We start from the raw sequence: 12,702 nt of genomic DNA on the forward strand, positions 1-12,702 counted from the left end.
CATGGCGCCGGGCGGCGGCGTCCACTGCGCCCTGCCCGGCCGCGACAGCGCCGGCCGCGCGGGCGGAGGAGGGCGGCGTGAGCGTGACCGTGCTCCTCGTCGACGACGACGCGTCGTCCCGGTTCGTGCTCGCGACGCTCCTGGAGGACGAGGGCTTCCAGGTGGAGGAGGCCGGCTCGTTCGCCGAGGCCGGGCGGAAGATCGCGGCGGAGGGCGCGCGGTACGACCTCGCGCTGCTCGATCAGAACCTCGGCGACGGCCACGGCACCGATCTCGTGGCGGTGCTGCGGGCGCGCCTGCCGCGCGCGAAGGCGGTGCTGATCAGCGGCAGCGGCGACGAGGCCCTCGGCGACGCGCCCCCGCCGGACGCGGTGCTCTCGAAGGGGATCGGCTTTCCGGATCTGCTCGATCGGATCCGGCAGCTGCTCGGCTGACGCGCGCCGGCGCCGCGCGCGCCGGCGCGGCGCGCTCCGACGCCGTGCGCGGCGTCAGGCGACGCCGAGCAGGGCCTTGCCCACGATGTCGCGGATCGCGGGGCCGGACAGGGCCATGATGGGGCCGCTCATCGCGTCGCGCAGGTGGCGCTCGATGGGGCGGCTGCGCATGTACCCGGCGCCGCCGGCGATCTCCAGGGCCGAGGTGGCGATGGCCACCGCGGCCTCGTTGGCCACCACCTTGGACTGCAGCTGCAGGAGGCCGTAGCTCGGGTCGCCCGCGTCCAGGGCGGCGGCGGTGCGCATGGCGAGGGCGCGCGCGGCCTCGAGGCGCAGGCTCATGTCGGCCACGGCGAACTGCACCCATTGCAGCTCGGCGATGGGCCGGTCGCTCGGCGGCAGGACACGCTCCTTGGCGTAGGCCACGGCCGCGGCCATGGCGGCCTCGGCGATGCCCACGGAGAGCCAGCCGAGGCCGTTGGGGATGGGGTTGGGCGCAGTGGGATCGACCGCGAGCCGCCGCGACTCGGGCAGGAGCGTGCCCTGGAAGCGGACGATCTGGCTGCGCGTGGCCCGCATGCCGAGCGTGTCCCAGACGGGCTCGATGGCGATCGAGTCGTCCTTATCGAGGAGGAAGAACGCGGGCTGGCCGTCGCAGACCGCAGCCGTGAAGAAGAAGTCCGCGTGCTCGCACCCGGTGACGAAGCGCTTCTCGCCGGTCAGGCGATAGCCGCCGTCGGCCTTCCGGGCCACCTGGCGCGGCACGAGGAACATGTTGCCGCTGGTGGGCTCGGAGAGCGCGTTGCCGACCCACGCGCCGCGGCGGATCGCCTGCTCGAAGCGGGACCGCTCGCCGGGGTCGACCAGGGCGCGGTACACCGACATGGCGCCCTGGTGCATGAGCCACGCCGTGGCGAACGACGCGTCGCCCCGCGCGAGGAGGGCGACGACGCGGCCGAAGGTCAGCCACGAGCAGGGCGCGCGGGCGGCGTCGTCGCCCGCGGCCCCGCCGAGCAGCGCCGTGTTGATCGGTGAGCGGATCGTGGCGGCCAGGCCCTCGATCGGGAAGGTGGCGTCCCGGTCGTGCCGGGCCGCGTGCTCGGCGAGGATCGCCGAGATCCGCTCGGCCTCGGCGAGGAGCTCGTCGGCCTGCCTCGCGTCGTCTTTCTGTGCATTCATGGGGTCGCTCCTCCGGGGCGCTGCGATCACCGTCCGTCCGGCGGCTGCACGTCGCGCGGGTGGAGCGGGGCCGTCCCGGTTTCCGCACAATCGCAGATCTGGCAGCCGTTCTTGTCGGTCACGCAGCGGATGTTGGAGCAAATGGGGCGATACTCGGTCGGGCAGGCGCCCTGCGCGTCCGTCGAGCCCGGCACGGAGGTCGCGGGGGACACCGCCGAGCACGACGAGAAGCCGTAGTTGCAGGCGTGTCCGCACCCGATGGCGCCGCCCGCGGCGAGCGCGGCGAGCAGCACGAGCAACATGTCGGAGCGGACGGCGCGCGCCGTGACGCAGCGCCGCGCGGGGGCCGGCCTGATGCGGCCCTCGTCCGGCTCGGCGGCGTCACGCGGGCTGGAGGGCCACTCCCGCTCTCGACGGGCCGAAGGGCGCGCCTCGGCGCCGCCCGGCGACAGGTCCTCCACCGCGCCAGTCTGTGCGTGGTTGATACTTAGCATTATCCGCTCTTTCCCTCGGAGCGTGGAGCCCCGGAGCCCGCAATATGATCATGCTATGAAGGTCCGGCCTCGCTGGCAATCGGGCGCCTCTCCCACTCCCGGCGCCGCCGGCGGCGCGCGCTGGCCGATGTGGATGAGCCTGGGCGGCGGCAGGGGCGCCTTCCTCGTCTATGTTTCCTTCTTGATGGCAGGCCTCACCCCTGGGCGTGCTGCTGATAGAACGGATGTCCTGGCACGTTGAGGTTCAGGAAGGTGACCTTCTCGTTCAACCAGTGATCCCGCCGGGCGGCGTCACCGCGCTCCTCGTGATAGCGCGCGAGCAGGTCGTAGCTCGACAGGGAGCCCAGGTCGTGAGCGTGGAACGCCTTCCGGAACAGGTCCTCTGCGGCGCCCTGGCGGCCGCCGCTCACCAGCGCGTCCGCGGCGCGGCAGAGCTCCGCGAAGCGCTCCTCCGAGAGACGCGCCTTGTCCCTCAGCGCGTCCGGATCGAGGAACTCCCGGGAGACGAGCGCTTCCAGCGTTCCGCTCATGTAGCAGTCGAGGATCAGGTGGATACGGACCTCCGAGCCGCGGTTGCAGGCGCCATGGCGCGTCTCGTGAGGAGACAGCTTCCAGAGAAAGCCGCTCTTCATGTGGACCGAGCGCGACGGCAGGACGATGAGCGCGTCCAGGTTCGTCTTCAGGGGAACGTGGAGCCGAAGCCTCGGGATGCGGCGCAGGTTGTGAGCCCCGTAGTCGGTGTGCTCCCAGAGGAATGCGTCGGGGTCGAGCCGCAGCAGCCTGACCCACATCAGCTGGAGGCCTGACCCCTCGATGAAGGCGCGGACCCGGGGCAGCCGCCGGACGACCTCGGTGGGGACGGGCGTGCAGTCGGCGAGATCGTTCTCCTGCGAGTCTCCGCTCGCGTTGTAGAGCGCGGCCGTCTTCCACCCGCCGGACTGATACCGCGAGTAGTTCTCGGTCCATGGGATGTCGGCGCGCGCCACGTCGTCGAGCATGCCGTCGACGACGGCGCGGGGGATCTCTCGGAGCTGGGACGTGTACTTCAGCATGAGTCCTCCATTCTGCGGAGCCCGGCGGAGGGGGGATGACGGGCGAGCCACGCCTGTCCGCGTGGATGGGCCGCCGCGGCGATCTGGCTTTGATCCCGGGTGCGCCCCTGTTACTTATATGGCAACTTGATTGCAAATGAAATCAGGCGCGCGGACAGGTGCCCGGGCGGCGAGAGAGGTGTGCGAGGCCTCGCCGGGAGGGCTGCTGTCGCTCTTCCCGGAGCGGGCGCGCGGGGCGCCGCGCCTCAGACCCGGCGCAGCCTCTCGGCCGCGCGCTCGAGCGTCTCGTCCCGCTTGGCGAAGCAGAACCGCAGGACGGGCCCGGGCTCCACGCCGGACAGGAACGGGGAGATCGGGATCGAGGCGACGCCGTGCTCGCGGAGGAGGCTCCGCGCGAAATCGGCGTCTCGCTCCGTCGTGATCGCGGAATAGTCGACGAGCTGGAAATACGTGCCCTCGCACGTCAAGGGCCGCAGCCGAGAGCCCTCGATGAGCTTCAGGAACCGGTCGCGCTTTGCCTGGTAGAAGGGGGCGAGATCGGCGGCGAGCGGATCGCGCGCCACGATCTCGGCGTAGGCGAGCTGGATGGCCGCGTTCACCGCGAAGGTCACGAATTGATGCACCCGCTGGATCTCGGCCGAGAGCGGCTGCGGCGCCGCGCAGTAGCCGACCTTCCAGCCGGTCGTGTGGTACGTCTTCCCGAACGAGCTGATGACCACGGAGCGGTCGGCCAGCTCCGGATACCGCGCGAGGCTCTCGTGCCGGCGCCCGTCGAAGAGGATGTGCTCGTACACCTCGTCGCCGACGACGAGGGCGTCGGTCCCCTCGAGCACCCGCGCGAGCTCGCGCATGTCGTCGGCCGACAGCATCGTTCCGGTGGGGTTGTGCGGCGAATTGATGAGCAGGAGCCGGGTCCGCGGCGTGAGCGCGCGCCGCACCTCGTCCCAGTCCACGCGGTAGTCCGGAAAGCGGAGCGTGACGAACACGGGCGTGCCGCCGTTCAGCAGCACGGCCGGCGCGTACGAGTCGTAACAAGGCTGGAACAGGATGACCTCGTCCCCGGGCCGGACGAACGCGGTCAGCGTGCTGAAGATGCCCTCGGTCGCCCCCGAGGTGATCGTGATCTCGGTCGCCGGGTCGTAGCGGCGGCCGTAGAGCCGCTCGATCTTCGCGGACAGCGCCTCGCGCAGCGCCAGGACGCCCTGCATGGGGGCATACTGGTTGTGGCCGGCGCGCATGTGGCGCGCGACCGCCTCGACGAGCTCGGGCGCGCAGTCGAAATCCGGGAAGCCCTGCGACAGGTTGATGGCGCTGTGCTCGTTCGCGAGGCGCGTCATCACGGTGAAGATGCTGACGCCGGTCGACGGCAGCTTCGACGGGATCGCAGGTGGGGTCATGATGGGCTCCTCGGCCGGGTCCTGACGGGCCGGGACCTTAGCATGTCACCGCGTCAGCCGGTGATCCGGTCGCGCCCGGCCGCTCCGCGATGATGGCCGAGTTGATCACCTCGTCGTGCGGATGGAGCTCCAGGAGCGGCTCGAACGGCGCCATTCCATGGATGTCGACCTCGGGGTAGAGCAGCGTGCGTAGTCGCTGCGAGCTGCGGACGAGGAGCAGCGCGCCCGGGCGCATCACCCCGTGGAGGTGGTGGAGCAGGCGGCTCTTCTCGCGCCGGTTCATGCCGACGAGCGCGGCGAGGAACACGCAGTCGAACTCCGAGAGGTCGGAGCAGGACAGGGCGTCGGCGCAGATGAACCCGAGCTTCTCCGAGAGCCCGAGCCGGCGCGCGAGCGCGCGGGCGTCGGCGCACGCGTCCTCGTCGGCGTCGATGTTGCTGACCGGGACGCCGAGGCGCTCGGCGAGCAGGATCGAGGTGAAGGGCAGCGGACCGGAGCCGATGAACAGCACGCGCCGCGGCGGCTCGTCGCGCACGCCCCGCAGGCCGGAGAGCTCGAGCCGGGTCAGCTTCTCGTAATTCACGGCGTACGGGAAGCTCCGGAGCTCGGCCGCCGGGTCGTCCGCGGCGGCGATGCGCCGCGCCCAGTGGCGCTCCAGCTCGTACTCGCCGCGCGAGCAGACGCGCCACAGGCCCTCCCGGATCGCGCTCACGGCCGGATCTCCGAGCACCTCATCGGCCTCGCCGCGCGAGCGCGACATGGAGATGCTCACGAGCTCGCTGAACAGGTGGTTCACCCGCTGGCTCGGCTCGAGGGAGCCCATGCTCGCGAGCTCGTTGTAGATGCGGTGAATGCGTGTCGGAAGCGAAGGATCGATGATCGTGTTCATGAGGCCCTCCAGAACAGCGGATCTGTTCGTCAGGATCGGTGTGTGGGACCCCCGGCGGCCTCACCGACGCTGGCAGGCCACTTATGCGTCGTGAACCCTGAAATGTCAATTGCAAATGAATTGCATTTAACGGGCGCGGGCGCCGCGTCGGGGCCGTCATTCCCCGCCCCGATGCGCCTGGGATCAGGCGGCCCGCGACGGCGCGAGGTGCGGCGCCTGGCGACGGAGGATGCCCTCGGCCGTGTACAGGCGCGAGAACAGGTTGCGCGTGGCCGGGTCCGGATCTTCCCAGAGCCTCCTCAGGTAGCTCGGGTCGACGAGGCCAGCGCCGCTCAGCACGCAGCCCTTGTCGAAGAGGATGGCGGCCCTGTCCGCGAACGGCCTCGAGAACCACATCTCCGCGGGGATGGGGAACCCTTGCTTCTTGCGCGAGGCGATCGCCGGAGGGACGAGATCGACGAGGGCCTGCTTGTAGATCCCCTTCTCGGAGCCGCCCTGCTGCTTCAGCTCGCTCTGGAAATCGAAGGCGACGCGGGCGAGCCCGGCGCTTGCGAGGGGCGAGCGGGCCTCGACGCCGTGGCGCATGCTGATGAGATCCATCTGCCGGAACTCGTAGACGACGAGCCGGCCGTGGAAGTGCAGGAGCTGGACGGCCTGCAGGCTGTCGAGCGGCCAGTCGCTGTAGAGCGAGAGGATCTGGCGGTATTTGCGGGTCGTCAGGCGCGCGGCGTCGTGGCGCGGCATGAGCTGCCTCAGGTCGGCCTTGCCGGACCAGTGAAAGGCGGCGAAGTAGCGCTCGGCGAGCTCGGCGAGGGGCACGTCCGCCATCGCCCGACCGTAGGAGTACCCGTCGAAGATCTCGTCAGGCCCGCTCCCGGAGAAGATCACGCGCGCCTCTCGCCCGGCCTCCTCGAAGAGCCGGATGAGGCAGGGCGCCTCCTGGGACCCGAGCGGCTCGCCGGCGGTCTCGATCCACCGGTCGAGGTAAGCGCAGTAGTCGGTGTCCGACAGGGTGATCTCGGTGTGCTGCGTTTCGTGCTCGCGGGCGAGCGCCCTCGAATAGGCGAACTCGTCGAAGACGCTGGTGCTCCTCGGGAGGAGCTGACCCGTCGGCTGAAAGCCGATGGAGAACGTCCTCATCGGCAGGCCGGCGCGGCGGGCCGCGGCGAGGACCGCCGTGGAGTCGATGCCGCCGCTCAGCAGGAGACCGTAGGGGACCTCGAGGTCGAACGTCCTCTGGCATCCGTCGATGACCGCGTCCCTGATCTCCTGCCGGATCGCGGGGACGTCGGTCCTCGCCAGGTCGCCGCGCGGGATCCGGTAGAAGCGCCCCGTCTCTTGCCGCTCGGGCGTCCTGGTCAGCCAGGTGCCGGACTCGAGCTTGCGGATCTGCCGGACGTGTGTGGCGCTGCCCAGGATGAAGCGGTGCGCGGTGAACTCCGCGAGGCCGTCGAGGTCCCAGTCCTTCCTGCGGTAAGGGTCCTTGATGAGCGGGTCGATCTCCGAGGCGAAGACCAGGGCGTCGCCGTCCTCCCACAGGTAAACGGTCTTCTGTCCGGTGGGGTCGCAGGCGATGAGCCCCGTCTGCGTCGCGCTGTCGAACAGGGCGAAGGCGAACATGCCCTCGAGGTGCTCCACGCAGGCGAGCCCCCATGCCTCGTACGCCGCGAGGATGACCTCGGTGTCCGAGGCGGTCCTGAACGGGAACCCCGACAGCCGCGCGCGCAGGTCACGGTGGTTGTAGATCTCGCCGTTGAAGACGATGGCGAGGCGCTGATCGGCCGAGGTGAGCGGCATGTCCGCGCCGGGGTTCCCGGCGTCGGTGATGCGCAGCCGGTTGCTGCCGAGCAGGGCCCAGCTCGCGCATTGCAGGGCGCCCCGCGCGTCCGGTCCCCGGTGGTGCATCGCCTCGAGGAGCGACGCCATCTCGTCGCGCTGCGCGGCGCCGATGGGATGCTTCTTGTTGAAGATGCCAGCGATCGAACACATCGAGCACTCTCCTGGAGCTGGGACCGGAACGTGACGTGGCGTGACGTGGCGTGACGTGGAGCGCCGCGACGCGGCGCGCGGCCCAGCGGCGCGCGTCAGGCGGTGACGGGCTCCCGATGGCGCGCCGGGAACGCCAGGGGCATGAGCCTCGGCAGCGCCAGATGGAGATAGACGGAGCGCGTCAGGCTGAACAGGAGGAAGGCCATCCAGAGCCCGTGGTTGCCCCAGCGGGCCGAGGCGACAGGCCAGATGGCGAAGAAGACCAGGGTCGCGGCGAGCAGCGAGTTGCGGACGGGACCGGCCCGCGTCGCGCCCGTGAAGACGCACTCGAGGATCATGCTCCAGAAGATCGCGAGGGGGAACAGGACCATCCAGATGAAGTAGCGGCCCGTCGCCTGCGCGATCGACGCAAGCGGCGTGAACAGCGCGAGGATGGCCGGCTGCGCGGCGAGGCACGCGAGGCTGATGGCGAGCGCGGACAGCGATGCCGTCCAGAACGAGAGCCGGATCGCGCCGTGGAAGCGCTCCCGGGACTGGGCCCCTATCGCCTGGCCTGCGAGCATGCCCGCTGTGTTGCCGAGCCCGCCCAGCGCGCTGGAGATGACGAGCTGCATGTGCATCAGGATCGCGTTGACCGCCAGGGCCTCGGGGCCGAGGAGCGCGCTCTGGCGGGTGATCCAGCCGAAGACGCCGAGCAGGCAGGTCGTGCGCACGAGGACATCGCTGTTCACGCGCCACATGCGGGTGATGGCGTGGAGATCGGCGAGGTGCTGCCACCTCGGCTGGACGCCGCGCAGGTGGCCCTTGCGCCAGATCACCAGGAAGCCGACGACGACCTTCGTCACCTCGGCCAGCACGGTGGCCCAGGCGACGCCGCTCACCCCGAGGTCGAGCGCCGTGACGAAGGTGACGGTGAGGACCAGGTTGAGCAGGTCCATTCCGACATAGAGCAGCGTCACCCAGCGCACCTCGGCCATGCCGATGAGCCAGCCCGCGACCACGTAGCCCATCAGCACCGCGGGAGCCCCCCAGATGCGCGCCTCGTAATAGGCCGCCGCGTGGGACTCGACCTGTCCGCGGGCCCCCATCAGATCGATGCCGGCGGCCCCGAGGGGGCCCTGCAGCAGCACGAAGGCGCAGCCGACCAGGCCCGCGAAGACCAGCGGACGAAACAGCTGCAACGCGGCCTCCTGGCGATCCTCGGCGCCGCGCGCCTGGGCAGCGAAGCCGCTCGTGCTCGTCCGGAAGAAGCCGAGGAGCCAGTAAAGGGTGTTGAAGATCTGGCCGCCGACGGCGACTCCCCCCATCGTGGCCGCGTCGCCGAAGTGCCCCATGACCGCGGTGTCGGTGGCGTTCATGAGGGGTCCCGACAGGCCGGCGAGGGTCAGGGGGAGGGCGAGCTTCCAGTACGATCCGAAGCTCAAGGCCTCCTTTCGGGGCTGCGTGCGGTGCTGGGCCATCGGTCGGGCTCTCGTCACAACGTGAGGTTCAGCGTGAATCCAGCGTGAAGGAGAGGAGGTGTGTCAGGATCTTGTCGTAGGGAGCGGACCAGGTCTTCCGCCTCAGGAGCTCGGGCTTGAAGCCCCGGCGGAGCGCGTGCCCCGTGATGCCCTGGAGGTTGCTTGCGTTCGAGAGCACGGTGATGACCTTTCCTCCCGGCGCGAGCAGCTCTCGAGAGGCGATCTCGTCGAAGAAGCGCGCCATGATCGCGGAGCCCGAGAAGTTCACCCGCGTGAGATCGGGATCGTCGGAGCGCAGCGGGTTGGCGGGCGGATTGAAGGCGATCACGTCGGCGCGCCGCCCGGGCGGAAGCGCGGAGAAGAGATCCGAGACCAGGAAGTGGTGCTTTCCGGGGTCGCGCGCGCCCGTGTGCCGCTCGAAGCTCGCGAGGCTCGACGCGACGCTCGCTTGATGGATGTCCATCGCGTAGATCTCGCGGGCGCCGCGCTGCCGCGCGAGGATGGGCTCGACGCCCGCCCCGCACCCCATCACGACGACCGAGGCGCCCTGCGTCTCGACGAGCCCGTCGTGGAGGGCGTCGAAGATCACCTCGCTCGTCCCGCCCGGCACGAGGACGCCGGACGGGACCGTGAACCTCAGCCCGCGGTACACGTAATCGCCGCCCAGGACCTTGGTGCCCCGGTTGACCTGCTCGATCTCCTCGGCGGAGAGCATGGGCGGCAGCGAGAGATAGAATCGTCGGATCGGCTCGGCGAGCGCGGCGATCTCGCGAGGGTCCAGCGCCAGCCCGTGAACGTCCTCGATCCGCGCCGTTCGATTGTCCATGGCTCAGGTCTCCCGTGCTTCCCCGTCGCGGGTCAGCAGCGTGCAAGGTTCGCTCGACGGTCCCTGGTCGGCGGTCGGCCGGGCACTGGCCTCGCGCGAGGCGCTCGCCTCTTCCAGCCACGGCGTCGCGTCGATGCGGCGGACGGCCAGCGGGATCGCGGCGCCGAGCAGCGCGAGGACGCCGAGCAGGCCGGCGAGGCCGGAGAGGTGCAAGGGCCGCGGGCCGCCACCTTCGCGGTGGCGCGGGACGTCGTCGATGCCGAACGCGGCGAGGCCCTTGTGATTGAAGACGAGCGGATAGAAGTACTGCTTCAGCTGCTCGTGGTAGGCCACCATGCTGTCCCTGAAGGCGAGCTCCGTGGCCATGTCCGTGTCCGCCATCCGGTCGAGCACGAGCTCCAGCGCGAGCGGCGGCAGGGCGAGCGCGGCCCGCGCGGTCCACTGCTCACGGCGCGCGAGCGCAGCGTGGTAGTCCTCGACCTGCCGGGCGACGTGCGCGTCGCCCACCTCGTGCATGGCGTAGTACCAGGGCCAGGAGAAGCGGTCTTCCGGGACAGGGGTCTGGGCCCACTCGGGCCGACGCGCGAAGAACGGGTCGAGGGTCGCGCGCTTCGGCCGGTCCCAGCCGGCGTTCATCTCCTGCCGCTGCGCGAGCGTGAGCTCGACGCCGCCGCGCGCGGGAGAGGCGGTGATGATCGCGAGGTTGACGAGCGCGGGGAGCAGGACGCACCAGGCGATCCAGACGCCCACGAGCGAGATCGCGTTCCACGCGGACGAGCGGCGCAGCGAGGCCACGAGGAAGACGAGGACGAACCAGAGCGCGATGTACGCGAGCGACGCGAGCGCGAAGGCGCCGGCGCGCGCGTCGAGCGGGAGGCCGAGCCAGGCGACGGCGAAGGCGAGCAGCGCGAGCGCGACGGCGGAGACCAGCCCGGCGCGCAGCGCGAGCCGGAGGGCGAGCACGCGTGACAGGCGCGTCGGCTGGGAGCAGACGAGCGGCTCGGTGCCGAGGTCGTCGTCGCGCGAGCGGACGTCGTAGCTCACGCCGATGATGAAGAGCGGGACGAGGAAGATGAGGACGAACCCGTAATCGAAGCTGCCGGAGAGCTGCTTCAGCGGGTTGGCGATGTCGGTCTTGTAGAGCTGCGGCACGAGGCCGGTGAAGCGCAGGTGACGGCTGTACGGGTGTACGTCGCGCAGCCCGGTCGAGAGCGCCGTCCACTCGTTCGGCTCGTGCGCGACCGGCATCGCGAGGTAGTAGAGGACGAGGCCGAGATCGTCCTCCTGCGCGTGCGTCTCGCGGAGGTAGCTCTCCTCCTCCCTGAGCGCCGGCTCGAGCGCCGCGATGACCTCACGCTCGCGGGCGACGCGGGCCGCGCCGTCGACGATGGCGGCGACGCCGGCGACGAGCAGCAGCGCGGCGGCGACGAGGACCATCCGCGCGCGGAGCACCTGGCGGAGCTCCAGGCGCGCGCGTGAGGGAACACGTACGAGGAGACGTGCGGGAAACGAGCTCATGACGCCTCTCCCTGGCGGCGGGTGAAGAGCGCGACGGCGAGCGAGAGCGCCGCCGCCCACGCGAGCACCGCGAGGCCGGCGGGCGCCACGCGGGACAGCGCCCACGCCGCGGGAGGCCTCCTGTGCTGGAAGGGGTCGAATTCGCTCCACTCCGCCCGATCGACCCGCTGCGCCTTGTCGTCGTGCCAGCGGATCTTCGTGACGTGCAGGTGGTTCAGGTGCTGGATGAAGGCATAGCGGTGCGCCTCGGCCTGCTCCTCGAAGTCGACGAGGTGGTGGGCGTCGGTGCCGGCGATCCCCATCGAGAACGACCGGATCGCGAGCAGCGGCGTGAACAGGCCGGCGCGGAGCGCGAGCGCGTCCTGGGCGCGGTGCGCCTCGAACAGCCGCGTGGTGTAGTCGTTGAACACCGCCGTCGTGACCTTCTCCCCCTCGCGCATCACCACGCCGCCGTAGTTGACCGGGAGGTCCTCGACGCGCGACGCGCCGTGCTCGGCCAGGGTGCGGCGCCGGAGCTCCTGGAAATGGGGGTTGTTCGGGTCGTGGCTGTCTCCGACCTCGCGGATCGCGCGCGCGAGGTCGAGCTCGACCTGGGCGCGCGACGGCGTGGGGTGGAGGCGGCTCGCGGCCTGGGTGGCGAGCCGCGGCACGACGATCCAGAGCGCGACCCAGAGGCCGAGGAGCGTCAGGAGCGCGCCCTGCGCGCGGCGGTGGAACGACGAGACGAGCACGCCGAGCGCCGTACAGGCCGTCAGATAGACGGCGTAGCCGCCCGCGAGCGCGGCGGCGCGGACGAGCGTGTCCCGGGACGCGTCGAGCGCGCCCGTGAGCAGCGCGCCCGCGAGCGCGAGGGCGAGGAGCGGCGCGAGGCACAGCGCGACGGCGAGCAGCGCGCCGAGGACCTTCCCGGCGACGAGGACGCGCGCGTCGACGCCCTGGGAGACGGCGATGCGCCATGTCCCCGACTCGCGCTCTCCGGCGACGCTCGCGAACGTCATGCAGAAGATGAGCAGCGGCAGCAGCACCTGGAGGACGAAGGCGGCGCTCGGGGTCCCGAAGCGCGCGAGCTCGCTCGACTGCCCGGCCTCGCTGAAGCTCAGCGAGTTGCGCTGGTGCGGCTCCAGGAAGATCGACGTGCCGGCGAAGGACTCGAGGCCTGGATCGAAGAAGCCGAGCGGGCTCGGGGCGCGGAAGGCGAAGGTGCCGTAATGGGCGGCGCGGTGCGGGTGGCGATCGGGCTGGTCGACCCACTGGCGATGGACCAGCTCCTGGAAGGCCGCGCGCTGGCGGGCCTCCTGGGTGTGCCGCGCCGCCTCGAGCAGGAAGGCGGCGACGAGGAGCGCCGCGGCGAGCGCGGCGGCGATGCGGACGGTGCGGCTGCGCAGCGCGCGGATCGCCTCGTGCCGCGCCGCTGTGAAGAGGGCTCTCATGCGCTGACTCCCTGAGGGGCTCGCCGGACCGCGG

Annotated in this window: 11 protein-coding genes; 1 reads left to right on the plus strand and 10 read right to left on the minus strand. The window is 71.0% G+C overall.

Annotation, left to right across the window (positions count from 1 at the left end):
* The first annotated feature begins 77 nt into the window (after positions 1-77).
* A complete protein-coding gene (locus WMF34_RS44915) occupies positions 78-434 on the plus strand; it encodes a response regulator (RefSeq protein WP_437743048.1) in 357 nt (118 codons plus the stop codon).
* A 54-nt stretch (positions 435-488) separates the two neighbouring features.
* On the opposite strand, the gene WMF34_RS44920 is transcribed toward WMF34_RS44915, so the two are convergent.
* From WMF34_RS44920 to WMF34_RS44965, 10 genes are all read right to left on the minus strand, one after another.
* Positions 489-1,613: an acyl-CoA dehydrogenase family protein gene (locus WMF34_RS44920; RefSeq protein ID WP_437991664.1), complete on the minus strand. Its 1,125-nt coding sequence runs from the start codon at positions 1,611-1,613 to the stop codon at positions 489-491.
* Positions 1,614-1,639: 26 nt separating this feature from the next.
* The gene (locus WMF34_RS44925; protein ID WP_437991665.1) at positions 1,640-2,107 is read right to left on the minus strand and encodes a hypothetical protein; all 468 of its coding nucleotides are present in this window, start codon (positions 2,105-2,107) and stop codon (positions 1,640-1,642) included.
* A gap of 194 nt (positions 2,108-2,301) precedes the next feature.
* Positions 2,302-3,159, minus strand: a complete 858-nt coding sequence (locus tag WMF34_RS44930) for an aspartyl/asparaginyl beta-hydroxylase domain-containing protein (RefSeq protein WP_437991666.1) — start codon at positions 3,157-3,159, stop codon at positions 2,302-2,304.
* Between the two features lie 245 nt (positions 3,160-3,404).
* The gene (locus WMF34_RS44935) at positions 3,405-4,556 is read right to left on the minus strand and encodes a methionine aminotransferase (protein WP_437991667.1); all 1,152 of its coding nucleotides are present in this window, start codon (positions 4,554-4,556) and stop codon (positions 3,405-3,407) included.
* 37 nt (positions 4,557-4,593) lie between these two features.
* Entirely contained in the window at positions 4,594-5,445 is an 852-nt protein-coding gene (locus tag WMF34_RS44940) for a nicotianamine synthase family protein (RefSeq protein WP_012241414.1), read from the minus strand.
* Positions 5,446-5,628: 183 nt separating this feature from the next.
* On the minus strand, positions 5,629-7,434 hold the full coding sequence (gene asnB, locus WMF34_RS44945; protein WP_437991668.1) for an asparagine synthase (glutamine-hydrolyzing): 1,806 nt from the start codon (positions 7,432-7,434) through the stop codon (positions 5,629-5,631).
* 95 nt (positions 7,435-7,529) lie between these two features.
* The gene (locus WMF34_RS44950) at positions 7,530-8,858 is read right to left on the minus strand and encodes an MATE family efflux transporter (protein ID WP_437991669.1); all 1,329 of its coding nucleotides are present in this window, start codon (positions 8,856-8,858) and stop codon (positions 7,530-7,532) included.
* A gap of 64 nt (positions 8,859-8,922) precedes the next feature.
* A complete protein-coding gene (locus WMF34_RS44955; RefSeq protein ID WP_437991670.1) occupies positions 8,923-9,720 on the minus strand; it encodes a methyltransferase in 798 nt (265 codons plus the stop codon).
* A 3-nt stretch (positions 9,721-9,723) separates the two neighbouring features.
* Positions 9,724-11,238 (minus strand): DUF3526 domain-containing protein, encoded by a 1,515-nt coding sequence (locus tag WMF34_RS44960; protein WP_437991671.1) that lies wholly within the window; start codon positions 11,236-11,238, stop codon positions 9,724-9,726.
* Positions 11,235-12,668: a DUF3526 domain-containing protein gene (locus WMF34_RS44965; RefSeq protein WP_437991672.1), complete on the minus strand. Its 1,434-nt coding sequence runs from the start codon at positions 12,666-12,668 to the stop codon at positions 11,235-11,237. Before WMF34_RS44965 ends, WMF34_RS44960 begins: the two co-directional genes overlap by 4 nt.
* Positions 12,669-12,702: the final 34 nt, after the last annotated feature.

The organism is Sorangium sp. So ce145 (assembly GCF_051525985.1).
In the GTDB taxonomy this organism is placed as follows: domain Bacteria; phylum Myxococcota_A; class Polyangia; order Polyangiales; family Polyangiaceae; genus Sorangium; species Sorangium cellulosum_B.